The 26,290-nt window shown below is 73.4% G+C and carries 25 protein-coding genes, 1 other RNA gene, 1 pseudogene and 1 riboswitch; of the genes and pseudogenes, 18 read left to right on the top strand and 9 right to left on the bottom strand.

Annotation, left to right across the window (positions count from 1 at the left end):
* Window positions 1-104: 104 nt before the first annotated feature.
* Window positions 105-265: riboswitch (cyclic di-AMP (ydaO/yuaA leader) on the bottom strand.
* Between the two features lie 125 nt (window positions 266-390).
* An RNA gene (gene rnpB, locus ACI79B_RS19900) (RNase P RNA component class A) lies at window positions 391-814 on the top strand.
* A gap of 146 nt (window positions 815-960) precedes the next feature.
* Complete coding sequence (locus ACI79B_RS19905; protein ID WP_456929577.1) at window positions 961-1,326, top strand: YciI family protein; 366 nt, start codon at window positions 961-963, stop codon at window positions 1,324-1,326.
* Here the strand turns inward: ACI79B_RS19905 and ACI79B_RS19910 are convergent.
* The gene (locus tag ACI79B_RS19910; RefSeq protein ID WP_456929578.1) at window positions 1,323-2,318 is read right to left on the bottom strand and encodes a DMT family transporter; all 996 of its coding nucleotides are present in this window, start codon (window positions 2,316-2,318) and stop codon (window positions 1,323-1,325) included. The genes ACI79B_RS19905 and ACI79B_RS19910 overlap by 4 nt on opposite strands.
* 72 nt (window positions 2,319-2,390) lie before the next feature.
* Between ACI79B_RS19910 and ACI79B_RS19915 the strand changes: the two genes are divergently transcribed.
* Both ACI79B_RS19915 and ACI79B_RS19920 read left to right on the top strand, forming a co-directional pair.
* Complete coding sequence (locus ACI79B_RS19915) at window positions 2,391-3,404, top strand: LysR family transcriptional regulator (protein WP_456929579.1); 1,014 nt, start codon at window positions 2,391-2,393, stop codon at window positions 3,402-3,404.
* Window positions 3,401-3,973, top strand: a complete 573-nt coding sequence (locus ACI79B_RS19920; protein ID WP_456929580.1) for a dihydrofolate reductase family protein — start codon at window positions 3,401-3,403, stop codon at window positions 3,971-3,973. The genes ACI79B_RS19915 and ACI79B_RS19920 overlap by 4 nt, the downstream gene beginning before the upstream one ends.
* A 272-nt stretch (window positions 3,974-4,245) precedes the next feature.
* Here the strand turns inward: ACI79B_RS19920 and ACI79B_RS19925 are convergent, their stop codons facing one another.
* Window positions 4,246-5,220, bottom strand: a complete 975-nt coding sequence (locus ACI79B_RS19925; RefSeq protein WP_456929581.1) for a nuclease-related domain-containing protein — start codon at window positions 5,218-5,220, stop codon at window positions 4,246-4,248.
* Window positions 5,221-5,326: 106 nt separating this feature from the next.
* On the opposite strand from ACI79B_RS19925, the gene ACI79B_RS19930 reads away from it, so the two are divergent.
* Together ACI79B_RS19930 and ACI79B_RS19935 are read left to right on the top strand one after the other, a co-directional pair.
* Window positions 5,327-6,283 (top strand): NERD domain-containing protein, encoded by a 957-nt coding sequence (locus tag ACI79B_RS19930; RefSeq protein ID WP_456929582.1) that lies wholly within the window; start codon window positions 5,327-5,329, stop codon window positions 6,281-6,283.
* Between the two features lie 142 nt (window positions 6,284-6,425).
* The gene (locus ACI79B_RS19935; protein ID WP_456929583.1) at window positions 6,426-7,205 is read left to right on the top strand and encodes a prepilin peptidase; all 780 of its coding nucleotides are present in this window, start codon (window positions 6,426-6,428) and stop codon (window positions 7,203-7,205) included.
* A gap of 7 nt (window positions 7,206-7,212) precedes the next feature.
* On the opposite strand, the gene ACI79B_RS19940 is transcribed toward ACI79B_RS19935, so the two are convergent.
* Window positions 7,213-7,935 carry a response regulator transcription factor gene (locus tag ACI79B_RS19940; RefSeq protein ID WP_456929584.1) on the bottom strand — a complete coding sequence of 241 codons (723 nt, stop codon included), beginning with the start codon at window positions 7,933-7,935 and terminating at the stop codon, window positions 7,213-7,215.
* Between the two features lie 426 nt (window positions 7,936-8,361).
* On the opposite strand from ACI79B_RS19940, the gene ACI79B_RS19945 reads away from it, so the two are divergent.
* From ACI79B_RS19945 to ACI79B_RS19985, 9 genes are all read left to right on the top strand, one after another.
* Window positions 8,362-9,471 carry an AAA family ATPase gene (locus ACI79B_RS19945; RefSeq protein ID WP_456929585.1) on the top strand — a complete coding sequence of 370 codons (1,110 nt, stop codon included), beginning with the start codon at window positions 8,362-8,364 and terminating at the stop codon, window positions 9,469-9,471.
* A gap of 148 nt (window positions 9,472-9,619) precedes the next feature.
* Window positions 9,620-9,958: a type II secretion system protein gene (locus tag ACI79B_RS19950; protein WP_456929586.1), complete on the top strand. Its 339-nt coding sequence runs from the start codon at window positions 9,620-9,622 to the stop codon at window positions 9,956-9,958.
* Between the two features lie 85 nt (window positions 9,959-10,043).
* Window positions 10,044-11,132 (top strand): type IV pilus twitching motility protein PilT, encoded by a 1,089-nt coding sequence (locus ACI79B_RS19955; RefSeq protein ID WP_456929587.1) that lies wholly within the window; start codon window positions 10,044-10,046, stop codon window positions 11,130-11,132.
* Window positions 11,132-12,913 carry a GspE/PulE family protein gene (locus ACI79B_RS19960; RefSeq protein WP_456929588.1) on the top strand — a complete coding sequence of 594 codons (1,782 nt, stop codon included), beginning with the start codon at window positions 11,132-11,134 and terminating at the stop codon, window positions 12,911-12,913. Before ACI79B_RS19955 ends, ACI79B_RS19960 begins: the two co-directional genes overlap by 1 nt.
* Window position 12,914: 1 nt before the next feature.
* On the top strand, window positions 12,915-14,120 hold the full coding sequence (locus ACI79B_RS19965) for a type II secretion system F family protein (protein ID WP_456929589.1): 1,206 nt from the start codon (window positions 12,915-12,917) through the stop codon (window positions 14,118-14,120).
* Between the two features lie 13 nt (window positions 14,121-14,133).
* Window positions 14,134-14,631, top strand: coding sequence for a type IV pilus modification PilV family protein (locus tag ACI79B_RS19970; protein WP_456929590.1), 498 nt, complete (start codon window positions 14,134-14,136; stop codon window positions 14,629-14,631).
* Complete coding sequence (locus tag ACI79B_RS19975) at window positions 14,625-15,275, top strand: PulJ/GspJ family protein (protein WP_456929591.1); 651 nt, start codon at window positions 14,625-14,627, stop codon at window positions 15,273-15,275. Before ACI79B_RS19970 ends, ACI79B_RS19975 begins: the two co-directional genes overlap by 7 nt.
* Before the next feature lie 50 nt (window positions 15,276-15,325).
* Window positions 15,326-17,425, top strand: a complete 2,100-nt coding sequence (locus ACI79B_RS19980) for a hypothetical protein (RefSeq protein ID WP_456929592.1) — start codon at window positions 15,326-15,328, stop codon at window positions 17,423-17,425.
* A gap of 140 nt (window positions 17,426-17,565) precedes the next feature.
* Complete coding sequence (locus tag ACI79B_RS19985) at window positions 17,566-17,955, top strand: hypothetical protein (RefSeq protein WP_456929593.1); 390 nt, start codon at window positions 17,566-17,568, stop codon at window positions 17,953-17,955.
* A 93-nt stretch (window positions 17,956-18,048) separates the two neighbouring features.
* Here the strand turns inward: ACI79B_RS19985 and ACI79B_RS19990 are convergent, their stop codons facing one another.
* On the bottom strand, window positions 18,049-18,582 hold the full coding sequence (locus ACI79B_RS19990) for a dihydrofolate reductase family protein (protein ID WP_456929594.1): 534 nt from the start codon (window positions 18,580-18,582) through the stop codon (window positions 18,049-18,051).
* Window positions 18,583-18,648: 66 nt separating this feature from the next.
* The gene (locus ACI79B_RS19995; protein ID WP_456929595.1) at window positions 18,649-19,032 is read right to left on the bottom strand and encodes a YybH family protein; all 384 of its coding nucleotides are present in this window, start codon (window positions 19,030-19,032) and stop codon (window positions 18,649-18,651) included.
* Window positions 19,033-19,121: 89 nt separating this feature from the next.
* Here ACI79B_RS19995 and ACI79B_RS20000 point away from each other — a divergent pair, with 89 nt between their 5' ends.
* Window positions 19,122-19,964: an alpha/beta fold hydrolase gene (locus tag ACI79B_RS20000; RefSeq protein ID WP_456929596.1), complete on the top strand. Its 843-nt coding sequence runs from the start codon at window positions 19,122-19,124 to the stop codon at window positions 19,962-19,964.
* A 14-nt stretch (window positions 19,965-19,978) separates the two neighbouring features.
* On the opposite strand, the gene ACI79B_RS20005 is transcribed toward ACI79B_RS20000, so the two are convergent.
* The 3 genes from ACI79B_RS20005 to ACI79B_RS20015 form a co-directional block, all read right to left on the bottom strand.
* A complete protein-coding gene (locus ACI79B_RS20005; protein ID WP_456929597.1) occupies window positions 19,979-20,938 on the bottom strand; it encodes a hypothetical protein in 960 nt (319 codons plus the stop codon).
* Window positions 20,939-21,044: 106 nt separating this feature from the next.
* Entirely contained in the window at window positions 21,045-21,371 is a 327-nt protein-coding gene (locus ACI79B_RS20010; RefSeq protein WP_456929598.1) for a hypothetical protein, read from the bottom strand.
* Between the two features lie 179 nt (window positions 21,372-21,550).
* Entirely contained in the window at window positions 21,551-22,999 is a 1,449-nt protein-coding gene (locus ACI79B_RS20015) for an amino acid permease (RefSeq protein WP_456929599.1), read from the bottom strand.
* Window positions 23,000-23,180: 181 nt separating this feature from the next.
* On the opposite strand from ACI79B_RS20015, the gene ACI79B_RS20020 reads away from it, so the two are divergent.
* Window positions 23,181-24,410, top strand: coding sequence for a DUF2235 domain-containing protein (locus tag ACI79B_RS20020; protein WP_456929600.1), 1,230 nt, complete (start codon window positions 23,181-23,183; stop codon window positions 24,408-24,410).
* On the opposite strand, the pseudogene ACI79B_RS20025 reads toward ACI79B_RS20020, so the two are convergent.
* A pseudogene (locus tag ACI79B_RS20025) lies at window positions 24,339-25,223 on the bottom strand (AraC-like ligand-binding domain-containing protein); the annotation flags it as partial. The gene ACI79B_RS20020 and the pseudogene ACI79B_RS20025 overlap by 72 nt on opposite strands.
* A 182-nt stretch (window positions 25,224-25,405) precedes the next feature.
* On the opposite strand from ACI79B_RS20025, the gene ACI79B_RS20030 reads away from it, so the two are divergent.
* Window positions 25,406-26,284 (top strand): alpha/beta hydrolase, encoded by an 879-nt coding sequence (locus ACI79B_RS20030; protein WP_456929601.1) that lies wholly within the window; start codon window positions 25,406-25,408, stop codon window positions 26,282-26,284.
* Window positions 26,285-26,290: the final 6 nt, after the last annotated feature.

Below are 26,290 nucleotides of genomic sequence, written 5' to 3' on the forward strand. Positions count from 1 at the left end.
TCCGTGGGGGCGCGGCGACCGGCGGAGGTGGGCGGGGCGCGGCGCTCGTCGCAGGGGTGCGGGCACGCCGAGGCAGGCGCCGTCGACGCACCCGTGGTGGTTCTCCGTTCTCCCGTGGCCGCCTACCGGGTCAGCTGACGGGTTCGGGCGGGGATCTGCGCCCTACCCCCTCCCGGTGGCTCGGGAGGTGGGACTCACCCCGGTGGTGCGGTGGGTCCCCGGCTCACGGCCACCCGCGGTGGCCGCGACTCGGCGGCACCCGGCTCGGCTCCCCCGATGGAGGACGTGACGACCGGCCGGACGGAGTCACCGTAGGAGGGTCCGCCGGAGCCCGCAGCGCGGACTCCGGAGTTCCGCTGAGGGCATCCGTAGACTGGTCGGCACGACGGACGAGTCGGCCGGGCGGTCGCGTCGGCGGGGGAGACCTCGCCGCCGAGGAACGTCCGGGCTCCACAGGGCAGGGTGGTCGCTAACGGCGACCCGGGGTGACCCGCGGGACAGTGCCACAGAGAACAGACCGCCAGCAGTGCCTCTCCGGAGACAGCGCTGGTGAGGGTGAAACGGTGGTGTAAGAGACCACCAGCGCACCGGGTGACCGGTGCGGCTCGGTAAACCCCACCCGGAGCAAGGTCGAGAAGGGACGGCGGACGGGCGACCGGACGCCGTCCTGCGCAGGCGTTCGAGGGCTGCCCGCCCGAGCCTGCGGGTGGACCGCTCGAGCCCGCCGGCAACGGCGGGCCTAGATGGATGACCGCCCATCGGGAGGCCGCGAGGCGCCCGAGGACAGAACCCGGCGTACAGGCCGACTCGTCCGTCGTCCCCTCCGAGCCGTGGTGCCCTCCGGGCCGTGGCGCGGCGGGCCCGTCCTCCCGGCGGGACGGGACCGATGAGTCGTCGCAGCGGCCGGGGTCCCCCTCTCGTGGCGGCCGGACGGGCCGCGGCGACTACCCGGGAGGACCCGTGACGCAGTACCTGCTGTCCATGCCGCACGACTCGGCCGAGGAGCCGACGATGGCGTCGATGGACCCCGCCGAGCTGGAGGCCGCACTGGCGGCGGCCGGCGCCTTCCTGGAGGAGCTCGTGGCGTCCGGCGCGCTGGTCTTCGCCGGTGGGCTGCACCCGCCGTCGACCGCGGTCACCGTCGACCACACCGGGGACGACCTCGTCCTCGCCGACGGGCCGTTCACACAGGCGCCGGAGTACCTCGGCGGCTTCTGGGTCGTCGAGGCGCCGGACCGGGAGGCGGCCGTCTCCTGGGCCGCGAAGGCGTCGAAGGCGCTCGGCGCACGGATCGAGGTGCGTGCCTTCCAGGAGGTGCCCGCCTAGCGCGCCGCCGTGTCCCCGAGAGGCGGCGGGACCAGTGAGGTGGTCCGCGTCCGGCCCGGGACCGGGCCGGTCCGGGGTGCTGCCGGTGCCCGCCGACCCGACCGGGGCCGGAGCTGCACGACGGCCACGGAGACCAGCACCAGCAGGCCGCCGGCGAGCTGGACCGGGGTGAGGAACTCACCCAGGGCGACCGCGGCCAGCGCGGTGGTCACCACGGGCTCGAACGTCGAGAGGATCGACGCGGTGGACGGCCCGGTCCTGCGCAGGCCGGCGAAGAAGGCGAGCATCGCCACGACGGTGGAGACCACGGCGATGCACCCGACCCACAGCCACCCGGCCGGCCCGAGGCCGAGGTCGACGCCGCCGGTCACCGCGGCGCGGACCGCGAGCGTGCCGGCGGCTCCGGTCATCACCAGCGCCGAGAGCACCACGGGGGGCAGGCGGTGCACCACGGTGTCCGCGACGAGGATGTAGACGGTGTAGGTCACCGCGGCGCCGAAGGCGGCGGCCGCGCCCAGCGGGTCGAACCGCAGCGCGCCGGCGCCGAGGAGGACCAGCAGCGTCCCGGCCGACGCGACGAGCACCGCGACCGCCCGTGCCGGTGTCAGCCGTTCCCGCCCGAGCGCGGCGGCGGCGAGGGTGACCAGGGCCGGGTAGGTGTAGAGCACCAGCGCCACCAGCGACGCGTCGATCCGCTCGAGCGCGGAGAAGTAGAGGCCCGCCTGGGTGGCGTACCCGACCGCGCCCAGCCCGAGACCGGTCAGCACCACCCGGCGGGTGGGTCCGCCGGCCCCCGGTGGCGGCCCCGCGGCGGGACGGCCGGACCGCAGCCCGGGCCGCAGTGCCAGGACGACGCCCAGCAGCGCCGCGGCCGACGTGAACCGGAGCAGCAGCAGCGCGTCGGGGGAGACGCCCGCCTCGTAGGCGAGCTTCCCGAACACGCCCATCGCCCCGAAGCACGCCGCGGACACCAGGCACAGTGCGAGACCCACGACCGCAGCGTCGACGGCGGATCCGGTGAGGTCCAGTGACGCTTCCTGGAGCGAACCCATTAGCGTTCCTGCATGGTCGATCTCGATCTCCACCGCCTGCGGATGCTGCGCGAGCTGGAGGAGCGCGGCACCCTCGCCGCGGTCGCGACGTCGCTGGGCTACACGCCGTCCGCGGTGTCCCAGCAGCTCGCGGTGCTGGAGAGGGAGGCCGGGGTCCGCCTGCTGGAGCGGGTCGGGCGCGGGGTGCGCCTGACCGACGCCGGGCGCCTGCTCGCCCGGCACGCCGGCGTCCTGCTCTCGGCGGCCGAGGCCGCTCGCGCAGACCTGGCGTCGCTGATCGGCGACGTCCGGGGCACGGTGCGGGCCGGCGGGCTGCAGTCGGCGACCCGCCGCCTGCTCGTCCCGGCCTTGACGCGGATGCTGGCCGAGCGCCCGCAGGTGCGGGTCGAGCTCTCCGAGCTGGAGCTGGAGCAGGCGCTGCCCGAGCTGCGGCTGGGCACCCTCGACGTGGTCGTCAGCGACGAGTACGACGGCCATCCCCGGCCCCGGCCGGCCGGGCTCCGGTACGAGCTGCTGCACCGGGAGCCGCTGCAGCTGGTGCTGCCGGCCGCGCACCCGGCCGCCGCGCACGGCGGACCCGTCGCGGTGGCCGCGCTGCGGGACGACGTCTGGGTGGCCGCCGCCGCCGGCACGGGCCACCACGCCCTGGTCGTCGGCACCTGCCGCTCGCTCGGCGGCTACGACCCCGACCTGCGCCACCGGTCCAACGACGCCGACGTCCTGCTCGAGCTGGTGCGCACCGCGGGGGCCGTCGCGCTCATGCCGGCCCTCACCCTCCCGCCGGCCGACCCGGCCCTGGCCGTGCGCGACGTCGCCGAGGCCGACGTCGGCCGCCGGCTGACGGTGCTCACCCGGGACCAGCCCCTGGCTCCGGCGCTCACGGCCTTCCTCGCCGCCGTCCGGGCACAGGCGCACGGGCTGGCGACCGGCCGCGACCCGGGGAACGCGACCGGGGGCGATGACTCCCGGCAGGGTCGCCGGTCTCCCCTGGCAGCCGACCGACCTCACCCCAGGAGGGCACCGTGACCGCCACCTACACCTTCGACGTCTTCTCCACCCTCGACGGGTTCGGCTCCTACGGCGAGGACGGCGACTGGGGCGGCTACTGGGGCAAGGAGGGCCCGGAGTTCCTCGACCACCGCCTGGCCGAGTACCGCGCGGAGCAGCGGCTGGTCCTCGGGGCCGCCACCTTCCGCGAGTTCGTGCACTTCCTGGACCCGGCCCAGGTCACCGACCCGCTCAACACCCGGATGCGGACCATGCCGACGACGGTCGTGTCGACGACGCTGCGGGCCCCTCTCGACTGGCCGGACGCGACCCTCGAGCACGGGGATGCCGTCGACGTCGTCGCCCGGCTCAAGGAGGAGTCCGACGTGCCGCTGCGCTCGCACGGCAGCCTGTCGATGAACCGGGCGCTCATGGCCGCAGGCCTGGTCGACCGCGTCCAGGTGACGGTCTTCCCCGTGATCAGCGGGAGGACCGGGACGGCGCCGGTCTTCGGGGGTGCGGCCGACTTCGACCTCGAGCTGCTCGGGAGCCGGACGTTCGACGGCCGCGTCCAGGAACTCGTCTACCGGCCCACGCTGCACGGCTGACCCCACCGGCCCGTCCGCGGCCCGCGACTCGTCGTCCGGTCCTGCCCCGACCGGTACCGTCGCCCCTCCGTGGTGGGGCGATCTCCGCGCGAGGGGGCGGGGCGGTCGGTGCGCTCAGCACGCCGTCCTCCACTCCCTCGAGGCCGCCGACAGCGGCTGGAGCTGGGGGAGTGGCCGCGACGTGCGCGCCGGCCGCGACCGATCGGTGGCGCTCCTCAGCGGCCGCACCCTGCCCGACGGCCGGGCTGTGCCCCGCCGCCGACCGTCCCCGCTCACCGGCCGACGGGCCGGTGAGCGGGGAAGTGCCGGCGGAGCTGCTCCGCGATCACCCCGACCTGGGCCGGGCTGTAGGGACCGTCCCGGAGGACGAGCTTCGCCGCCGACTTCGGACCCTCGAGCCGGACGTCGTCGATCCGGTCGGGTGGGAACAGCGGCCAGTCCGCGCCGACGAAGGTCAGCACGCCGGTGACCGCGACCCCAGGGGGGATCCCGGGTCCGCCGGTCAGGGCGTCGCGGACCAGGTGCGCCTGTCGTTGCACGGAGGCGACGAGCGAGGTGGCGTCGCGGCGGCCGACCGACAGCCTGTACCGGCGCGGCCCGAACAGGCCGCTCTGCCGGCTCACCCGGACCGTGCCGGTGTGGTTCTTCGCGTCGATGACGTAGACGCCCGAGGGCGACACCGCGAGGTGGTCGATGTTCGCCCTCGAGCCCGGGATGCGCCGGTCGTGCAGCACCTCGACGCCGCGGTCGACGAGCTGGTCGAGGCGACGGGCCACGGCTCGTTCGCCGATGGCCCCCTGGCGCCAGGCGGTGACGTGCTGCGGTTCCTCGGAGAGCGCCAGGACGAGTCCGCCGAGGACCGGGTGGGCGTCCCGGACCCGGCGCTCGTGGCGGGCCCTGCGACGCGCGTACTCGTCCTGCGCCGATCCACCAGCGGTGCCGGTGGCACGGGCCGCCGCGTCGGCGCTCGCGGCCGGGATCCCGGGCGCCGGAGCGGACGCGGTGTGGGACGGGCATCGCACCGCGCCGGCCGAGCGACTCCACGAGGCGGAGGTGCCGGCCGACAGATCCGTACCGCAGTGGAGGCAGGTGCCGTCTCGTCGTAGGCGCAGCGGCCGCCAGTCGTCGCTCACGGGGCGGAACCGTGCCACGGCGTTCCGTCGAGCGGTTGCCGCGGCGACGTCCCCGTCGGGACATGCGGCGGTGCCTCCCCGGCGACGGGGAGCGCGTCGCTCAGACTGCCGCACCGTGTACCGAGCACTGAGGCCGATGGTGATGGCAGCTCCTGCGGCCTGTCACCGGTGCGGGACCGCGCTCGCCGGCGGTGACCACGCGTGGCAGGCCACCCCTGCGGTGGGTGACCCGTCCTGGCTGTGCCTGCCGTGCGGGCGCCCGTTCGCCACCGGCCGGCCGGGGCGCTCGGCGGAGCTGGAGGCGATGCGCCGCATGCGCGCGGAGCCGGTCGTCGAGCGGGGCCGCGCCTCGCCGTCCCCGTGGCACCTGGACGTCCGGCCGCCGGTGGTGTCCCCGCGTCCGGCGCCGGCCGGCGTTCGACGGTGGGGCCGGCGGCTCGCCCTGAGTCTGCTGGTGGTCCTGGCCTCGTCGCCGCTGACGGCGGCCGGCCAGGGCGGTCGGGTGCTGGCGGTGCTCGTCGGCGGCCCGGCAGCCGTGCTGTTCTGGGTGTCGGCGGCCGGCCTGGTGGTGAGCGGGCTGCGCGGCGTCCCGGCGTCCCGTCGGCAGCCACCGCCGAGCGGGTGGCCGGCATCGCCCCCACGACGCGCGGCCGCCAGAGGGGGCCCGGTGCGGGTCGTCGGAGCCGAGGACAACTGGGTGAAGGGCGTCCGTGGCGAGCACGCCGTCGGTGCCGCGCTGACCGGCACCGGCCTGCCGGTGCTGCACGACCGGCGCCTGCGGGCGGGCTCCGACGCCAACATCGACCACCTGGTCGTCGCCGCCGACGCGGTGTACGTCGTCGATGCCAAGAACCTCGCGGGCTCGCTGACCACGGCCGGCGACCAGCTGCGCGTCGACGGCCGGGACCGCACCGCGCTGCTCGACGGCGTACGGCGTCAGGCCGACGAGGTGGTCGCGGCCCTGCGCCGGCTGGGCGTCCCGGCCCCGGTGCGGGCCGCGCTGTGCCTCACCGGCGCCGCGCGGCCGGCCGGCGTGCAGTTCGCCGGCGGCGTCCTGCTCACCACCCCGGACACCGTGTCGCAGGTGGTCACGCTGCCCGGCCTGCTCGCCGACGACCAGCGGGCCCGGATCGCCGACCTGCTCGCCTGGGCCTTCCCGCCGGCCGCGAGCAGCTGAGGCGGGCCGGTCCACCCGATGGGCGACGACGCCGTGTCGACGCGCGGCTAAGGTCCGAGGTCCCGAGCCGGGTCCGCGGCTCGTCGGAAGGGGCCGCCGGATCGCGCCGGGCGGCCGTCGCGGGGTTCAGCGGGGGTCCAGCGTGGTTCTGCTGTTCGTGTTCGCCGGCCTGTTCGGGCTGGCGATCGGGTCGTTCCTCAACGTGGTCGTCCACCGGGTGCCGGCGGGGCTGTCCGTCGTCTCGCCGCCGTCGCGCTGCCCGGTGTGCGAGAACCCCATCCGCAACCGGCACAACGTCCCGGTGGTCGGCTGGCTGGTGCTGCGGGGACGGTGCGCCGACTGCGGGACGCCGATCCCGCCCCGCTACCCGCTGGTCGAGCTGCTCACCGGCGTGCTGTTCGTGCTGGTGAGCTGGCGGCTGGCCCAGTTGGACGAGCTGGCCGCGCTGCCCGCCTGGCTGGTGTTCACCGCCCTCGGCGTCGCGCTGGCGTTCATCGACCTGGACACCCGGCGGCTGCCGAACGCGCTGGTGCTGCCCGCGTACCCGGTGCTCGCCGTGCTCCTCACCGGCGCCGCCGTCGTCTCGGGGGAGTGGGGGTCGCTGCTGCGCGCGGGGCTGGGCGCCGTGGCGCTGTTCGGCGCGTTCTTCCTGATGGCGGTGCTCTACCCGGCCGGGATGGGATTCGGCGACGTCAAGCTCGCCGGCGTGCTGGGCCTGGTGCTGGGCTGGTTCTCGTGGGCCGCGGTGGTCGTCGGCGCGTTCGCCGGCTTCTTCCTCGGCGCGGTGATCGGCGTCGTCGTCATGGCCGCCGGGCCCGACGGACGCAAGACCGCCGTCCCGTTCGGGCCGTTCATGATCGCGGGAGCGCTGCTCGGCCTGTGGATCGCGGACCCGGTGGTGGACCTGCTGCTGCGCCGGTGACCCCGGGTCAGACCCGCAGCGAGGCCTCGAACGGGCGGCGCGGCGCCGGCACGGCCTGCCGGGGGGGCGGCACGGCCTGCCGCGCGGAGCCGGGCGGGTGCTGGGTGAACCCGAGCCGGACCGCGGCCAGGACCGCCTCGGCCCGCGAGCGGACGCCGAGCTTCTCGTAGACGCGGGCCACGTAGGTCTTCGCCGTCGACGGGCTGATGTACAGCTCGGCGGCCAGGGCCGGGATCGACCGGCCGGCGACCAGCAGGTCGAGCACCTCGCGTTCGCGGGCGCTGAGGTCGGTGACGGCCGGGACGGCCGCCTCGCGCTGGCGCCGGAGGGCCGCGGCCAGGCCGGCGGCGGTGAAGGAGGTCGCGGCGACCGCGGCGTGCCGGACGGCGGCGACCACCTCGACCACCGGCGCGGTCTTGGGCACGTAGGCGGAGACGCCGGTCTCGAAGGCGTCGAGCAGGACGGCGTCGTCGGTGGTGGCGGTGAGCAGCACGATGCCGAGGTCGTCGAACCGCTCGCGCAGCTCGCGGGCCAGGGCCATCCCGTGCTCCTCGCCGGCGTCGAGGCCTACGACCACGACGTCGGGCAGCAGGGTGGCCGCGAACCGGACGGCCTGGTCGGCCGACGCCGTCTCGCCGACCACCTCGAGCCCGTCCTGCTGCTCGATCAGGTGGCGGATGCCCCATCTGGTGACCGGGTGGCTCTCGACCACCACGACGCGTGCGCCCATAGCGCGTTCCCCGTTCTGTGCCCCCGTGTACAGGTCCGCGCCGCTTCTCAACTCCGAGGAGAGGCGTGTTGCGCACAATTTGTAACGCCAGGGAACCGCCAGGTCAACGCCACATCTCGCCCAGGCGGGGGAAGGGGCCTGGGCAGCACTGCACCAACCGGGTCCACGACGTGCCGGCGGGCTCGGCAGGCGAGCCCGGCAGTCATCGGAGCACCTGTGCTGCAGAGAGTACCGATCATGCAACGCGCTGTAGCTGACCACGCCGCAGCGGGCCCGCGGTGTCCCCCGAACACCCGACAGCTGTCCACCGGTCGTCGTCCGCAGTCGGACCGAACGTCCGTCCCGCCGGCGCGCTGACCACCGCATTCTCCTCTCGGCAACCGAACGACCGCACAGCGCGGTCACGGCGACGAGGAGGTGGCGGTGATGGCCCTGGCGTTCGGTCTCGACGAGCGCGACGTGGCGACATTTGCCGACGCCCTCCGGCTGCCGGTGCTGCGGCTCGACGACCTGGCCGCCGTCGTGGGCGCCGCCCGCCACGACCGCGACCTGCGCCTGGTCGTCCTCGGCCCGGCGCTCGCCGCCGCGGACGTGCTGCGCTGCGCCACCGAGGTGCGCGCCGCGCGGCCCGGGGCGGTCGTGGTCCTCCTGCGGGCGGCACTGAACCGGCTGGAGCGGCACGTCGTCGGCAGCGCCGGCGTCGACGCCGTCCTCCCGGCCACCGACCTGGCCGCCGCCGCGCGCAGCTGCCTCGAGTTCCTCGCGGCTCGCGCCGCCTGGGGGCAGGGCCGCGTGGTCACCGTGCACGCCGGCAAGGGCGGCTGCGGGACGACGACGGTGGCCGTCAACCTGGCCGTCGCGCTCGCCCAGGACGCCGAGCAGCGGGTCTGCCTCGTCGACCTCGACCTCCGCTCGGGCAACGTCGGCGTGACGGTGGGCCTCGAGCCGCACCGGACGCTGGCCTCGGCGCAGGCCGCCGCCGACCTGCCGGACGCCGTGGTCACGCCGCTGCAGCCGGGCCTGGACTGCGTCCTCGCGCCGGCCCTGCCGGCGGAGGCGGAGCGCCTCGACGTCGGACTGGTCGCCTCGGTCCTCGACGCGCTGACCCCGCGCTACGACGTCGTCGTCGTCGACACGCCGCCGGTCGTGACCCGGCTGGTCATGTCGGCCCTGGACCGGTCGGAGCACCACGTCTTGGTGACGACGCCGGAGCGCCCCGCGCTGCTCGGCCTGCGGCGGACGCTCGACACCCTCGACCTGCTCGGCCACCGGCGCGACGTCCGGTCGGTGGTCTTCAACCGCTCGGACTCGCGGGTCGGCCTCACCGCCGCCGACGCCGAGCGCATGCTCCGCGCCCCGATCGCGGCCCACGTGCCGTCGAGCCGGGACGTCGCGGCCTCGATCAACTCCTGCCTGCCGTTGACGGTCTCGAGCCCCGACCACCCGGTCAGCTCGGCCGTCCGGCACCTGGCCCGGACACGGCTCGCTCCCCCGATCGCCGTGCCGCGACTCCCGGCAGGGGGCGCCGTGACGTGATGCGCGCCTGAGCCGCGCCGGTCCGCCACCCGGCGGCCCAGCAGGCACCCGGATCCAGCACCACCCGCACCACCGCCGGCCTCAACGGGGGCGCCGGCGTCACCCATCCCGACGGCCGACCGGCCGTCGACTCCTCGAGGAGAACGCAGTGCTCGCTTACATCAAGAAGGCCCGGGAGAACGACAAGGGCTTCACCCTCATCGAGCTCCTGATGGTCATCGTCATCCTCGGCGTCCTCGCCGGCATCGTCGTGTTCGCCGTCGGCGGCATCAACGACACCAGCGAGGAGGCCGCCTGCAAGGCCGACATGAAGACTGTTCTGACGGCCCAGGAGGCGTACTTCGCCCAGAACGACGCCTACGCCGCGGACACTGCCGCGCTCGTGACCGCGAAGCTGCTGCGCTCGGAGCCGGAGAACGTCTCCACCAGCAACACCGGTGCCGTGACGGGTGACGCTGGCACTCCCTGCGCCACCGTCACGATCTAAGCGAACCTCGGGCGGGGAGGGCCGTCGGTCTGACGGTCCTCCCCCCTCTCATGGCCCACCCAATCACTGCCTCAAGGGGAACCCCGTGCTCGCGCACCTGACCGGCAGTCGCATCGACGGCCTGCTCGAAGAGCTCTGGAACGCCGGCGGCACCGACCTGCTGCTCACCGCCGGCAGCCCACCGCGGATCCGCGTGCACGGTGACCTCCACCCGGTCCACGGCGCCCACCCACTGACCGCCGACGACACCGAGTCCCTCGTCGCCGAACTGCTCACCCCGGCACAGTCCGCCGCCTTCGCCGCACAGCAGGACTACGACTTCTCCTTCAGCTGGCGCGACGCCGCTCGCATCCGCGGCAACGCCTTCACCCAGCGCGACCAGGTCGCGCTCGCCCTGCGGATGATCCCGCGCGAGGTGCCGAGCCTCGACGCCCTCGGCCTCCCGCCCGTCATGGGCGACCTGGCGACCAGGCACCAGGGCCTCGTCCTGGTCACCGGCCCCACCGGCTCCGGCAAGTCGACGACGCTCGCTGCCCTCGTCGACCGGATCAACAGCCAGCGGGCGTGCCACATCCTCACCATCGAGGACCCGATCGAGTACGTGCACGACCACAAGCGCGCGCTGGTCAGCCAGCGCGAGGTCGGCACCGACACCCCGTCCTTCCCCGACGCGCTGCGCGCGGCGCTCCGCGAGGACCCCGACGTCGTGCTGGTCGGCGAGATGCGCGACCTGGACTCGATCCGCTTCGCCCTCACCATCGCCGAGACCGGCCACCTGGTTCTCGCGACCCTGCACACCAACGACACGGCGCAGTCGCTGTCCCGGATGATCGACGTCTTCCCCGGCGACCAGCAGGCGCAGATCCGCGTCCAGCTCGCGGCGGCGCTGACCGCCGTCGTGTACCAGCGGCTGGTCCCGCGGACCGAGGGCGGCATGGTCGCCGCCTACGAGGTGCTCGTCGCGAACCCCGCGGTGCGCAACCTCATCAAGGAGGGCAAGACCCACCAGCTGCGCAACGTGCTGGTCACCGGCCAGCGCGAGGGCATGGTGACGCTCGAGCAGTCGCTGTCCCAGCTCGTCCGGACCGGCGCGGTCCGGTACGAGGACGCGGTGCCGCGCAGCCTCTACCCCAAGGAGATCGACATGCCCCGGATGCACGGGAGCGTGGCCTGATGCGGTTCGGACGGCACGCAACGCCGGCCGAGGACGAGGTCGTCGGCGCCATCGAGGACCGGCCGGCGCCCACGGACGCCTCGCTGCACCAGGGCGGCCGCCGCCTCGGTGAGGTCCTTGTCGAGAGCGGGCTGGTCAGCCGGGCCGACGTCCTCGCCGCGCTGGACAAGAAGCGCAAGGGCGCTCCGCAGCGGCTGGGCCGGCTGCTCATCGACAGCGGTGCGCTCTCCGAGCGCGACCTCACCGCGGCCCTCGCCCGGCAGGGCTCGCTGCAGGTGATCGAGCTCCGCGACGTCACGCCGGAGCCCGAGGCCCTGGCCCTGATCCCGGACGCCACCGCGCACCGCCTGCAGGCGCTGCCGATCGGCTTCTCGGGGGACTCGGTGGTGGTCGCGGTCGCGGACGGCTCCGCGGCCAACGCCGCCGCCGTCCAGGAGGCGGTCCAGCGGCCCGTGGTACTGCACCTCGCCGCCCAGTCCGAGCTGCGCCGCGCGATCGACACCAGCTACCGCGCCCTGGCCGGCCTGGAGAACCAGGTCAAGGTCTTCGAGGCGCGCGACGCCGTCCGCCGGGACGCGGTCCGGGTCGAGACCGAGGCCGTCGCCGACGACGCCCCGGTCGTCCAGGTGGTCGACAAGATCCTCACGCAGGCGCTGCGCGACCGGGCCTCCGACGTGCACGTCGAGCCGCAGGAGGAGCGGGTGCGCGTGCGCTACCGCATCGACGGCGCGCTGCACGACGTCCTCGAGCTGCCCGGCTCGATGGGCCCCGCCCTGGTCAGCCGCATCAAGATCATGGCCGGGATGAACATCGTCGAGCGGCGCCGGCCGCAGGACGGCCAGATCACCACCTCGATCGAGGACCGCGACGTCGACATCCGCGTCTCGACGGTGTCCGTGGTCGGTGGCGAGAAGGTCGTCATGCGGGTGCTCGACAAGAGCCGGCCGCTGTTCGACCTCGGCCGGCTCGGCATGCCGGGGGACATGGTCGAGCGCTACCGCGCCCAGATCCACTCCCCGTACGGCATGGTCGTCTGCTCCGGCCCGACCGGGAGCGGCAAGACCACGACGCTCTACGGCTCCCTCGGGGAGCTGAACAGCCCCGACCGCAACATCATGACGATCGAGGACCCCGTCGAGTACACGTTCCCGTCGATCAACCAGATCCAGATCAACGAGCAGGCCGGGGTCACCTTCGCCAACGGCCTGCGGGCCATCCTGCGGCAGGACCCGGACATCATCCTCGTCGGGGAGATCCGCGACGTGGAGACCGCCCGGATCGCCGTGCAGTCGGCGCTCACCGGTCACTTCGTGCTCTCGTCGGTGCACGCCACCGACACGGTCTCGGCCCTGTTCCGGCTGGTCGACATGGGCATCGAGACGTTCCTCGTCGCCTCCTCGGTGACCACCGTGCTCGCCCAGCGGCTGGTGCGCCGCGTCTGCTCCTACTGCCAGGTGGCGCACGCGCCGACGCGGGAGGAGGTCGCCTTCCTCGAGTCGATCTCGCCCGGCGCGAGCGAGGACACGGTGTGGATGCGCGGCACCGGCTGCAGCTTCTGTGCCCAGACCGGCTACCTGGACCGGGTCGGCGTCTACGAGATGATGCCGATCACGTCCCGCATCCGGGAGCTGGTCGTCGAGCGCGCCGCGCACGACGACGTCCGGAAGACCGCCCGCGCCGAGGGCATGAACACCCTCATCGAGCAGGCCGCCCAGCTGGTCCGCGCCGGCGTCACCACCACGTCCGAGGTCATGCGCTCCGTCTACGTGGTGGGAGGCTGACGTGCCCACGTTCACCTACTCGGCGACCTCGCCCAGCGGCGAGCTGACCCGTGGGAAGTACAAGGCCGCCAGCCAGGAGGCCGCCGAGCTCGCGCTGTACGAGCAGGAGCTCCGCAACATCCGCGTCGCGGAGAGCAAGAGCTTCCTGAAGATGGAGCTCACCGCCCCCCGGGTGAAGCGCGAGGAGGTCATGCACCTCTCCCGCCAGCTCGGTGCCTTCATCCGCGCCGGCCTGCCGGTGGTGGAAGCGGTGCGGCTCATCGGCGAGGAGGCCTCGAACAGCTCCGTCAAGCGGGTCATGTCCGAGGTCGAGGTCGGGCTGCGCGGCGGCGACACCCTGTCGGACTGCTTCGACCGCCACCCCAAGGTCTTCCCGGAGTTCTACCGGGGGATCCTGCGTTCGGCCGAGCTCACCGGCCAGCTCGACACCGTCCTCAGCCAGCTGGCGGAGTACCTGGACAAGGACCTGACCACCCGGCGCAAGATCAAGTCCGCGGCGCTCTACCCCTCCGTGATCGCCGCGATGGCCGTCGTCACCGTGGCGATCCTGGCCGGATGGGTGCTCCCGCGCTTCAAGGAGTTCTTCGCGGGCCTGGACGCCGAGCTGCCCCTGCCCACCCGCATGCTCCTCGGTCTCACCGACTTCCTCCTGGGGTACTGGTGGGCGCTGCTCGGCGGCCTAGTGGCGCTGGTGCTGGTCGTCGTGCTCGTCCTGCAGACCGAGCGCGGGAAGTACGGCAAGGACCGGCTGCTCCTGGCCGTCCCGGTGCTCGGCAACACCGTCGAGTTCGTCCTCGTCGAGCGTTTCTGCCGGATCCTCTCGGCGATGGTTGGCGCCGGTGTGGCACTCCCCGAGGCGTTGCGGGTGGCATCGGAGTCCCTGCGCAACAGGGTCTTCATCCGGTCGCTGTCCACGGTCGGCGAGTCCATGCTGCGCGGCGAGGGTCTGGCCGGTCCGCTCTCGGCCACGGGTCGCTTCCCGGGCACGGCGACCCAGATGATCCGGGTCGGCGAGGAGACCGGGACGCTCGATGCCCAGCTCGAGTCCACGGCGCAGTACTACGAGGGCGAGCTGACCTTCAAGATCGACAAGCTGACCTCGCTGTTCGAGCCGGCCGTCCTCGTCGCCATGGGCCTCATCGTGGGCTTCGTCGCGGTGGCCCTCGTGTCGGCGATGTACGGGATCTACAACCAGGTGTCGGTGTGAGATGACCCGACGCTTGGCCGACGACCGCGGTGAGAGCCTCATCGAGATCCTGGTGGCGATGGTGATCCTCGGGATCACCGGCGTCGCGGTTCTCGGCGGCCTGATGACCGGCATCCAGGTGTCCGACCAGCACCGCAAGCAGACCACGGCCGGCACGTACGCCCGCGACTACGCCGAGGGTGTCGCGACTTTCGTGGCTCCCACCATGACCACCGTCACCACCCCGACCGGGGGCACGAAGGTGGTCACCACGACGAAGTACAAGCAGTGCGCCGGCATCGCGGACTACCCGGTCGCCCTCCCGAGCGGCGTGACGGGACCAGGAGCCACCTACGTCAGCTCGATCACGTCCGTGGAGTACTGGACCGGCACCACTTGGGCCGCGACCTGCTCCACGGACCAGGGTCTGCAACGCGTGACGGTGGCCGTGCGAAGCCAGGACAACAAGGCGACGGAGACCTCCGTGATCGTCATCCGGAACCCCTGCGGATTGCAGCCTTCGCCATGTTGAATGTTCGTACAGCCGCCCGCGATGACAGCGGTTTCACATTGGTCGAGCTGCTCCTCGCCATTGTGGTGATGGGCGTGATCGCCGCCCCCCTCGCCGGCGTCCTGATCGCCTTCCTGAAGAACAGTGACGCGACCTCGCGGCGGATGAACGAATCCCACGACGCTCAGATCGCGGCCGCCTACTTCGCGCAGGACGTGCAGGCGATGGGCGTGCACGACTACTCAGACGCCACGAAGTTGGACAAGCCACTCGTGCAGAGCGTCGAGACCAGTGCCGCCAGCAGCAAGTACCAATGCGGAACTGCCCCACTCTCGAACGTCCTGGTGCGGATTGCCTGGGACGACTGGGGAGGCGTGGCGCCAGGGGCTTCGGCGCCGGATCAGATTCGCGTCGCCTACGTCCGAACGGGGACGGAACTCCACCGCGCGGTCTGCAAGAACAACTCCACGGTTCTCACCGACACCGTCGTGGCGCACAACGTCGTCGCGGCTTCCGTCTCGTGCACCACCGCCTCGGGCGGTACCGGTTGTACCGGCGGTTCGACCGACGTCCCGATCAATCTGGCCCTCAAGTTGGACCTCCGCGACCCCAAGAGCACGGTCACCTACCCCGTCACACTCACCGGTCAACGGAGGCAAACGTGAACGCCCCATGGGGCCGTTGGCGCAGCAGGGCCAACGACGAGTCCGGCGCCATGCTGGTCCTGGCACTGGTCATCATCACCGTGGTGGCCGTCGCCGTGGCCGGCTTGCTCTCCTTCAGCACGACGAGCCTGCGCAACACCGTCGCCGTCCGCGCTCAAGCCGCATCCGTCGCCACGGCCGAGGGAGCGGCGCAGGCGGCGATCAATACGCTGAAGCAGAACGGCTTCAACAACGACACAACCGCGGGCTCGGCCTTTCCCAAGTGTTTTGGCGCGGACGCCACATCGGACCAGCTCCAGCTGTCGAACCTGGTGCCGGGGACCACGGGCTCGGCGAGCAACTCGGCCGCCGTGCAGTGCACCGCGCTCGCCGGCACCGGGGTGGACGGAGGCTTGGTCAAGACCGACGAGGACAACACGCCGGGACAGGCCATCCTGACCCTGAGCAATAACCCTGCCGTCGAACAAGGGCTCTACATCAAGCCGAAGAGCAGCAGCGTGCCCTTCATCGTCAACGGCAGGGTCACGTCTGCCTCGAACATCAACGTCGACGGTGGCGAGATGAAGGTCAGCCAGGACGTCTATGCGAGCGCCTGTGCTGGGACGATCACGGTGCCCGCTACCGCGACCAAGACCTGCAACGGCAGCTCCTCGACGGTGGTCGACCCGGGTGCGCCGGGTCAACCGCAGGCATCCGACTACACGCCGGACAGCGTGGACTTCTCCGTGCTCAGAACGGTCCCCAGCAGCAGCAGCTGCTCGGCAGGGTCTCTGTTGACCTTCTCCCCCGGCTACTACAAAGACGGGAAGGCCCTGACGGATCTCACCAACAGCAACTCCTGCAAGGACTCGGTCTTCTGGTTCAAGCCAGGCGCCTACTACTTCGACTTCCAGAACACCGCGACGTCCTCCGGCGTCTCTGATCCCCACCAGTGGGTAGTGGGAGTCGGACAGCTCGTCGCGGGCACTCCCACCAACACCGCTGGGAGCCCCATCGCTCAGCCACCGGTCCCCGCCATTGTTCCCGGCGCCTGCCTGAACCCTCTCGAGGACCCGGCTCTCAACATGGGAGTGCAGTTCATCTTCGGCGGGGACAGCCAGTTCAGGGTTGCGGGCACGGCTCAGGTGGAGATCTGCGGCTCCTACCACGCGGACCGGCCACCCATCGCGGTGAGCGGGATTCGCACGACGACCGTCGGCACCCCCACGACCCTCACGGGGCTCACGGCAACCGCTGCCAAGTCGACCGGCAGCAACGCCTTCAACGCCACGACGGGCAACGGGACTAATGCGCTCCGCAATGCCCTCAACACCGTGGACACGAACTACGCAGCCTGGACGACCGCGAAACCCGGTGACTCGGCCACCCTGACCGCGTCGCCGTACCTGTCCAGCAGCATTCCCAAGGGTTCGACGATCACGTCGGCTCGGATGCGGATCTTCTACGGGACTGCGAACGCTGCCAGCACGCGGTCGATCAAGGTGACGCCCACCTACGGCGCGACGGACGGCACTCCATTTACCATGCCCGTCGACGCCTCGGCGCAGGGCGCGGGGCTCACCCCCGTGCCGGCCGTCGACATCACCTCGGAGATGCAGGCGGCCGTGGACGCCAACCTGCTGACGGGGATCACCGTCGACTACACGACCACGATGGCGGCCACGGGCAGCGAACAGATCAACGCCGTCTTCCTCGATCTGACCTACACCCCGCCGGGCTTCCGGGCGTCCAGTGGCTGCGTGACGCTTCCTTACAGCACGACTGGTGGGAGCGGCTGCGCCCTGATCTCCACAACGGAGTCGTTCAGCGGCAAGTTCTACATCCAGGGCACGACCTATGCCCCGCTGGCCGCCATCGACATCTCACTGAGCAGCGTGAGCGAGCAGGTGATGCGGTTCGGCGTCATCTCCCGGACGCTCGCCGTCAAGGAGACCGGTGGCTTCAGCTACACGGGCGCGGTGATCGAGGTCCGAGCCGGCTCCGGTTTCGGCTTCCAAGGAACGGTCGTCGATCTCGCGGTCTACGTCTGCGAGGGCAACTCGACGTGCAGCATCGCCACCGGCAAGCGGAGGTTGAACGTCAGGGTCTACATCAAGGCCCCAAATACGACGCGCACCATGGTGATCCAGAGCTGGGCCGTCGTCCGGTGAGGCACCAGGGGCCGGTTCCCACCCGAATGGGTGGGAACCGGCCCCCGTCGCGTGGATCCGCTGCAGTCCGGGTCCCGGTCCGCCGACATGGCCTGTGAGCCGCCGCACCGTGCGCCGGCCAGGAGAGAGGCGACCCAGTCGTGAACCCGTTCAGGCACGCCACGGTCCAGGGCATCGAGGTCGAGCTGCCGTCCGGCGCCGTCCGCCGGTACGAGGACCGCTTCGATCTGTCCCCCGCCGACGACGGCGGCTGGGAGCTCTCGGCCCACACCTTCACGTGGGACCGCGACGGCACCGGCTCGGTCGTCGTCCGCGAGACCGTGCGGGAGTGGGCCCTCGCCGACCCGGCCGACGCCGTGGCCGCGGTCGAGACCGAGCCGGCCGGCACCGAGCAGCGCGACGTCTCCGTCTTCCGTGCCTCGGGGCTGCTGCGCCTGGAGACCTACCTGCTCCTGGACGCCGCCGTCTGGGACCCGCTGTACCAGGGCTGGGACCCCGCGGAGGGCGTGGAGCTGCGCCGGGCCGGCTGACCGCCCGCCCGAGACGTGACCGGAGCCCCGCGCCACCACCGGGTGGCGCGGGGCTCCGGCGCGTGCACGGCCGACCCCGCCGGCCCCCGGAACTCAGGGCCGGGGCCGCACGACCCGGTAGTTCAGCAGCACGATCCCGGAGGGGAAGGGCCGGCACTCGATCAGCCGGAGCCTGGTGCTCGCCGTCATCGTGCCGAAGAAGGGCACGCCGTCCCCGAGGACGACGGGGACGACGGAGACGCCCAGCTCGTCGACGAGGCCGAGCTCCAGCAGCCGGGTGACCAGCCGCCCGCCGCCGAAGACGCAGATGTCCTTCCCGGGGTCGATCCGGGACCGCACGGTGTCGATCAGCTCGGTCAGGTCGCCGGCGTACGCGCGCGTGTTCCGGCCGGTCGGCAGGTCGGCGTCGTGGGTGACCACCCAGGTCGGCACGGCACCGATCCCGGCGGTGCCCATCTCCCGGTACGTGTTCGCGCCGACGACGTAGGCCCCGGTGCGGGCCTCGGTCTCCGCGAAGCCGTAGTCCTCACCGGGGGCCATGGCGTCGTTGAGCCACGCGAGGTCCCCGGACCTCGACTGGATGAAGCCGTCCAGGCTGGCCGCCATCCCGGCGAAGACCGTCGCCATGGCGGACGAGCGTAGGCCGGGACGGCACGCGGCGGCCCCGGGCGCTGCTCCGCCGTACGCGACGCCTCAGCCCGCCGTGTCGCCCTCCGCGGTGTACGAGCGGCCCGGCCAGTACGCCCACTCCTCGAAGTCCTCGACCCGGCCGTCGCCGGCGAAGTGCAGCACCCACAGGTCCCGGTACTCCTGGACCGGGTCGGTGTAGCGCACCTCCAGCCGGACCACCGCGTCCCGCCCCTCGACGGCGACCGGCTCCGCGGTCACCGTGAACGCCCGGCCCTCGTCCTCCCGCCAGAACGCCCGGATCGCCGCGTGGCCGACCTCCGACGGCTGGTAGGGGGAGCGCCGGTACCGCGCGTCGTCGGTGAACAGCCGGGCGACCCCGGCCACGTCCCCCTCCCGCCACGCGCGCTCGTACCCGGCCACCCACTGCATCACCCCGGCGCGGTCCACGCGGCCACGCTGCCACGTCCGCCGGGGGTTCCCGCTGCCGTGCCGATCGCGCGATGATCACCGACCCCGGACCGCCGAGGAGGAGCGCCATGACCGACACCGCTGCCGTGACGAGGACCGGCTACGCCCCGGTCGACGGACTGGAGATGTACGTCGAGGTCCACGGGCCCGCGGGGGAGCCGGCCGCCGGCCCGGTCCTCCTCCTGCACGGCGCGTACATGTCGGCCGGCGACCTCGGGCCGCTGGTGAGCGCCCTGGCCGCCACCCGCGAGGTCGTCGTCCCGGACCTGCAGGCACACGGCCGGACGGCGGACGTCGACCGCCCGATCACCTACGAGGGCCTGGCCGACGACGCCGCGGCCCTCCTCGCCCACCTCGGCATCGAGCGCGCCGACGTCCTGGGGTTCAGCATGGGCGGCGCCGCGGCGCTGCAGGTGGCCGTCCGCCACCCGGGCGCGGTCCGGACGCTGGTCGTCGTGTCGGCGTCGCACTCCAGCGCGGGGATGCAGCCGGAACTGCTGGAGATGATCCCGACCATCACGCCGGAGGCGTTCGCCGGCACCCCGATGGAGGAGGGTTACCGGGCGCTCGCACCCGACCCCGACCACTTCCCGGTCCTCGTCCAGAAGCTCAAGACGCTCGACGAGACACCCTTCGACTGGCCCGCCGAGGACATCCGCGGGATCACCGCGCCGACCCTGGTCGTCGCCGGGGACGCCGACGCCGTCCGCGTCGAGTCCGCGGTCGAGCTCTTCCGCCTCCTCGGCGGCGGCGCGATGGGCGACCTGGCCGGCATCCCACGGGCGCGCCTGGCGATCCTGCCGGGGACCACCCACTTCATGCCGCCGGGCAGCGGCGTGCTCGACCGCCTGGACTGGTGGCTGCCGATGGTCCTCGCCCTGTTCGACGAGCCTCCCGGTGGGACGCCCTGACCCGGCGCAAGGGGTCAGTCGTCGACGAGGACCACCTCGTACTGGTCCGCAGTCGGCGGGATGCCGGTGTCGAAGTGCGTGTTGACGACGGCGAGCCGGCCGTCGTGCCGGATGGCGGTCGCCGGGGCCGCGAAGAGGTCGCTCGTGATGACCTCCCGCACCGACGCGGACGTCAGGTCCCCCCTCAGCCGCAGCTCGGTCACCTGGTTCTCGCTGTTCTGCACCGCCCAGAGGCGCCGGCCCTGCAGCACGATGCCGTCCACGCCGGGCAGGTCGGCGCCTGCGATCTGCGCGCTGGCCCCCGTCTGCGGGTCGACCGTGTACAACGCGCCGTTGTCCGTGTGGGCCACGATCAGCGTCCGGCCGCCCCGGACGGCGTCGATGCCGTTGAGGTTGATGTCGCCACTGGTGTCGGCCGCGGGGCCCTGCAGGGTCAGCGTGCGGAACTCGCCGGGCTTCCCGGAGCGGTCGATCGGCACGAAGTAGAGGACCCCGTTCCGGCTGTCGGTGAACCACGCGCCCGCCCGGGTGACGACGACGTCGTTGACGATCGTGGTGAACGGGGGGCCCGGTGGGGACGGCGGGGCGAACTGGTAGACGGCGACGGTCGCCCCGGTGTCCAGGTCGTACACGTACGCCTGGCCGGTGCCGCCTCCCGCCACGTAGAGCAGGCCGTGCCGCAGGTCGGCGTCCATGCCGAGCGCCCAGCGGTCGTCCTCCGGGATGTTGATGAACTCCTCCGCGGTCCCCGCGTCCAGGTCGCCCCGGTAGATGTCGCCGGTGAACGCCTCACCCGCGTAGAAGGTGGCGCCCTGCCCCTCAGCGATGCCCTCCGCCGACTCGGCCTCCGGCAGGACGATCACCTCCGACCAGGACGCCGCCGCGGACGGGACGGTCGTGACCGTCAGGGCGACCACGCCGGTCACCAGCACCGCCGCTCGCAGGTGGCCGGTCGTCCTCCGCGTCGTCGGCACGGCTGCCTCCAGTGGGCGTCGTCGGTCGCACGGTCGTCTCGTCCGGTCCACGGTGGCCCGCCTGCCGTGTGCGGGACAGGGCCCAACGCCCCGGGACGGGTCGCGGTCAGGCGAGGGTGAACAGCACGGCGCCGGCGGCGAACAGGGGCAGGGACACGAACAGGAAGACGCCCACGCCGGTCAGGACCCCACCGGGGGAGCCGTGGTCGTCGAGGTCGGGCCGCTGGCCGTGTTCGTAGTCGTGGGCCCGGGTGAACACCGCGCCGCTGGTCAGCCCGACGAGGCCGGCGAGCACGAGCAGGACCAGCGCGAACCGCCGCAGGAAGCTGCCGTCCCCGAGCAGGGTCCACAGCGCCGCGACGGCCAGTGCCCCGGCCGCCGCGAGCAGCACCATGACCAGCGCCTGGCGCAGGCCCCGGAGGACGACGCCCACGGGCTGACGGTAGCTCCGTCAGGCACGGCACGGGTCCCCCGCGGCGCGGGCGGCTGGACGCGGTGGGGCCGGCCGACGCTCGGGGCCGACGACCTCCATCCGGTCGCGTCGTTCCGCGCCGTCCCCGACCTGTCCCACCGCGGGAGCCAGGCCCTGCGCCCCTGACGCCCGGGCGCCGGTCAGTCGTCGACCGACCTGCGGTGGTTCGGGCTGTCCGGGTCCAGGAGCGAGTGCTTCCGCCCGTAGGCGAAGTAGATGACCAGCCCGATGAGCAGCCAGACCCCGAAGCGAGCCCAGGTCTCCCACGGCAGCTGCCAGATGAGGAACAGCGACGCGAGCACCCCGAACGCCGGGACGACGGGCATGAGCGGCAACCGGAACGCCCGCGGCGTGTCCGGCCGGGTGTAGCGGAACAGGATGACGGCGACGCAGACCACGATGAACGCCGACAGGATGCCGATGTTCGTCAGGTCCGCGACGGCGCGGATCGGGAAGACGCCGGCAAGCACGGCCGCCCCCGCGCCGGCGATCCAGGTGACCCGTTGCGGCGTACCGGTGCGGTCGACCTTCGCGAACCACGGCGGGAGCAGACCGTCCCGGCTCATCGAGAACCACACGCGGGTGACGCCGAGCAGGAAGGTCAGCATCACGGTCAGGATGGACAGCACGGCGAAGACGGAGATGAGGCTGGCGACCACCGGCAGGCCCACGCTCTCGAAGGCCGAGGCGAAGCCGGCGGTCGGGTCGATGTCCCGGTAGTCCTGCATCCCGGTGAGCACCAGCGTCGCGGCGACGTAGAGCAGCATCGCGATGACCAGCGACAGGATGATCGCCTTCGGCATGTGTCGCTTGCCGTCCTCGGCCTCCTCGGCGGCGGTGCTCATCGCGTCGTAGCCGAAGACCGCGAAGAAGACGGTGGCCGCGCCGGTGAGCACCGGGCCGAAGCCGGACGGCAGGAAGGGGTCGTAGTTCCCCGCCTCGACGTAGAAGACGCCCAGCCCGATGATGCCGAGGATCAGCAGGATCTTGATCCCCACGGCCACCAGCTCGAACCGGCCGAAGGTCCTCGTGCCGCGGCTGAGGATGAACGTGACCAGCAGGCAGATCAGGACGGCGGGGACGTTGACGACGCCGCCCTCCTCGGCGGAGGCGGTGAGCGACGTCGGCAGGGTGAGCCCGAGGTTGTCGAGCAGTTCCCCGAGGTAGCCGGAGATGCCGATCGCCACGACGGCGACGATGGCGATGTACTCCAGGAGCAGGTCCCAACCGATGAACCACGCGATGACCTCGCCGAGGGCGACGTAGCCGTAGGTGTAGGCGGACCCGGCCCGCGGGATCATGCCGGCGAACTCGGCGTAGGACAGCGCCGCTGCCGCGGAGGCCAGGCCTGCGATCAGGAAGGCGACGAGCACGGCCGGCCCGACGGGCTCGTTGTCGGCGTCGCCGGCGGCCACGAGCCCCGCGAGGGAGAAGATCCCGACGCCGATGATGCCGCCGACCCCGATCGCGGTCAGCTGCCACAGCCCCAGGCTCTTGGCGAGCGCGCCACCGGCGATCCGTTCCTCGGCGTCGTCCATCTGCTCGACCGGCAGGCGCCGCCAGACGGAGTGCTGGTCCTCGGTGCTCATGGGCGTCCCCTCGTCGCGGGCCCCGTGCGGCGAGCGTGCCCGCGTCCCGGCGAGTCGGCAAAGCGGGGCGCCGGCACGGCGGCGGGTCGGCACAGCGGCGCGTCGGCGGGGCGGGGCCTTGTCGGCCGGGCGCCGGGGGAGCACCGTGGCACGCACCCGACGTGCCCCCGCGGGAGGTGCCGTGCCGAAGCGACTGGTCGTGTGCTGCGACGGCACCTGGAACACCCCGGACCAGGTGGCCGAGGGCCGGCCGTGCCCGACCAACGTCACCAAGCTCGCCCTGGAGGTCGCCCCGGCCGGCGACGACGGGCTGCGGCAGTGCGTCTACTACCTGCGCGGGGTCGGCACCGCCCGCGGTGAGCGGTACCGCGGCGGTGCCTTCGGTGTGGGGCTGTCCCGCGCCGTCAAGGACGCCTACCGGACGATCGTCGACAACTACGACCCCGGCGACGAACTGTGGTTCTTCGGGTTCAGCCGCGGCGCGTTCACCGCCCGCAGCGCCGCCGGCTTCGTCCGCACCGCCGGGGTGCTGGAGCGCCGCCACGCCGGCCGGCTCGACGAGGCCTACGAGCTGTACCGGTGCCGGGAGGCCCATCCCCGCGGCACCGAGGCCGAGCTGTTCCGGCGCTCCTACTCCCACGAGCCCGACGTCCACTTCATCGGCGTCTGGGACACCGTGGGTGCGCTCGGGCTGCCGGTGCGCGGGCTCGGTTTGGTCAACCGGCGGTGGGCGTTCCACGACACGACGCTGAGCTCGAAGGTGCGCAACGCCTTCCAGGCACTGGCCGTCGACGAGACCCGCCGCGCCTTCCGGCCCACGCTGTGGGAGCCGCGCGAGGGCGACGCCCGCCCGGAGGGCCAGCGGCTGGAGCAGGTCTGGTTCTCCGGCGTGCACTGCGGCGTCGGCGGCGGCTACCGCGACACCTCGCTGTCCGACGTCGCGCTGCTGTGGATGGTGGACCGGGCCCGCGAGTGCGGCCTGGCGTTCCACCGCGACGCCTTCGCGCCGCCCCCGCCCGGCGGGGCCCCGGACGACAACCGGCCGCGCCCGGCGCCCGACCCGCTCGGCGAGCTGCGCGACTCCCGCACCGGCCTCTACCGGCTGTTGCCGCGGTACCACCGGGCGATCGGCGTGGGGCACCCGCGCACCGAGAGCCTGGCCTCGACCGCCGTCCGCCGGTACCTGCAGGACGAGCGCTACCGCCCGCCCGGCGTCGCCGCGTTCCTCGCCCGCGGCGGCCCGCGCACCGAGGTCGACGCCGGCCGGCGGTCAGCGGGCGGCGGACGCCCGCTGCCACTCCCGCGGACTCATCCCGAAGGCCTCGCGGAACCGGCGGGCGAAGTGGCTGGGGTCGGCGAAGCCGCAGGCGCGGGCGGTCGCGGCGATGGACCGCTGCCGCCCGGCGGGTGAGGCCAGGCGGGCCCGCGCCGCCTCCAGCCGCCGGGCGATGACCTCCTGCTCGAGGCTGGCGCCGGCCGCGGCGAAGGCCTTGTAGAGCTGCCGGACCGAGACGCCGTGCGCCCGGGCGACGGCGGCCGGGGTGAGGCCCGGGTCGGTGAGGTGCCGGGCGACGTACGCCCGCACCCGGGTCACCAGCGTGTCCTCCCGCACCGGCGGGCCGTGCCGGTCGTCGCCGGCGGCGGACACCACGAGCGCGCGGATCAGCTCGACCGTGGCCGTCCCGAGCGCGGCGGCCCCCGGGTCGGCCGACAGCGCCGCGGCGTCGTCGGCGATCCGCTGCAGGTGCGCGCGCACCAGCCCGTGCAGCGCGCTGGCCCGCAGCCGCGGCGCCGCCCGGCGGACGACCTCGACCGGCAGGCCGAGCCGGTCGAGGGGGACCAACAGGGCGCGGGACCCGCCGCCGGTCGCGCAGGCGAACCCGTAGGGCGCGGTCATGTCGACCAGCATCAGGTCCCCGCCCTCGACGTGCTGCTCGTGGCCGAGCTGGTCGAACTCGCCGCGGCCGCGGTGCTGGAAGGCCAGCGCCACCAGCGGGGCGTCGTCGCGGGCGACGTGCCGGCGGGTGCGGACCATGCGGAAGCGGGTCGCGTCGGTGGCCAGCAGCACCGCCGTCCCGTACGGGAACGCCTGCACGCGCGCCCGCACCTCCGCGGGGTCCTCGCGGTGCTCGACGCGGCAGGCCGCCGACGCCTCCTGCACCGCGACGCGGAAGGCCTCGGCGCGGTCGGCGCGGGGGAGCGGGGTCGTGTCGAAGAGCAGCATCGCGCCGTCCCTGGGCGTCGGCAGCGGACGTCCCCCGTGGACGCCGAGCCTGGCAGAGCCGGGCCGCTCCCGGAACCCGCACGGATGCAGGCAGGGACCGCAGCCGTGCACGCAGAGACCGTTCGCCGGCCGGGTCCGCTGCCAGGCTCGCGCTGACCGGCCACCACCCCGAGGGAGCGACCGTGACCACGCCACCGGCACCTCGCACCGCACCGAGCAGCACCGCACCCGGCACCACCGCACCGGACACCATCGTCCTGATCCACGGCTTCTGGGTGACCCCGCGCAGCTGGGAGCACTGGAAGACGCACTACGAGCAGCGCGGCTTCCGCGTGCTGACCCCGACCTACCCCGGCTTCGAGGGCGAGGTCGAGGCGCTCACCGCCGACCCGACGCCGATCGCCGAGGTCACGCTGCCGGCCATCGTCGAGCACCTGTCCGCGCTGGTCCGCGGGCTGGACCGCCCGCCGGTGCTCATGGGCCACTCCGCCGGCGGGACGTTCACGCAGCTGCTGCTCGACCGCGGCCTGGGCGCGGTGGGCGTGGTGTTCAACTCCGCGCCGACCGAGGGCGTGAAGGTGGTGCCACTGTCGCAGCTGCGCTCCACCTGGACGGTGCTCAGGAACCCCGCCAACCGGCACCGCGCCGTCGGGCTGACCGAGGAGCAGTGGCACTACGCCTTCGCGAACACGTTCCCCGAGGACGAGTCGCGGGCCCTCTACCGGCGGTACCACATCCCGGCGTCGGGGCGGATCCTGTGGAACTCCGTGCTGGCCAACCTCATGCCCGGGCCGCAGGACGCGCACGTCGACTACGGCAACGAGGCGCGGCCGCCGCTGCTGTTCGTCTCCGGCGGCGAGGACCACCTCATGCCGCCGTCGGTGCAGCGGTCGAACGCGGCGCACTACCGCGCCGACACGGTGACCGAGGTGCGCGAGTACCCGGGCTACCCCCACCTGCTGCCCGCCTCGCCGGGCTGGGAGGCGATCGCCGACGAGGCCCTCGACTGGGCGCTCGCGCACGCGACGGGACCGCGTCCGCAGGTCGCCGGCGCGCAGTGACGCGCG

Source organism: Geodermatophilus sp. SYSU D00879 (assembly GCF_054050375.1).

Coding starts and splice junctions, on each gene's coding strand:
- ACI79B_RS19945 (WP_456929585.1), top strand. CDS start 8,362: ATGGCCCTGGCGTTCGGTCTCGACGAGCGCGACGTGGCGACATTTGCC.
- ACI79B_RS20000 (WP_456929596.1), top strand. CDS start 19,122: ATGACCGACACCGCTGCCGTGACGAGGACCGGCTACGCCCCGGTCGAC.
- ACI79B_RS19980 (WP_456929592.1), top strand. CDS start 15,326: ATGCTGGTCCTGGCACTGGTCATCATCACCGTGGTGGCCGTCGCCGTG.
- ACI79B_RS19915 (WP_456929579.1), top strand. CDS start 2,391: ATGGTCGATCTCGATCTCCACCGCCTGCGGATGCTGCGCGAGCTGGAG.
- ACI79B_RS19975 (WP_456929591.1), top strand. CDS start 14,625: ATGTTGAATGTTCGTACAGCCGCCCGCGATGACAGCGGTTTCACATTG.
- ACI79B_RS19960 (WP_456929588.1), top strand. CDS start 11,132: ATGCGGTTCGGACGGCACGCAACGCCGGCCGAGGACGAGGTCGTCGGC.
- ACI79B_RS19990 (WP_456929594.1), bottom strand. CDS start 18,582: ATGGCGACGGTCTTCGCCGGGATGGCGGCCAGCCTGGACGGCTTCATC.
- ACI79B_RS19940 (WP_456929584.1), bottom strand. CDS start 7,935: ATGGGCGCACGCGTCGTGGTGGTCGAGAGCCACCCGGTCACCAGATGG.
- ACI79B_RS20015 (WP_456929599.1), bottom strand. CDS start 22,999: ATGAGCACCGAGGACCAGCACTCCGTCTGGCGGCGCCTGCCGGTCGAG.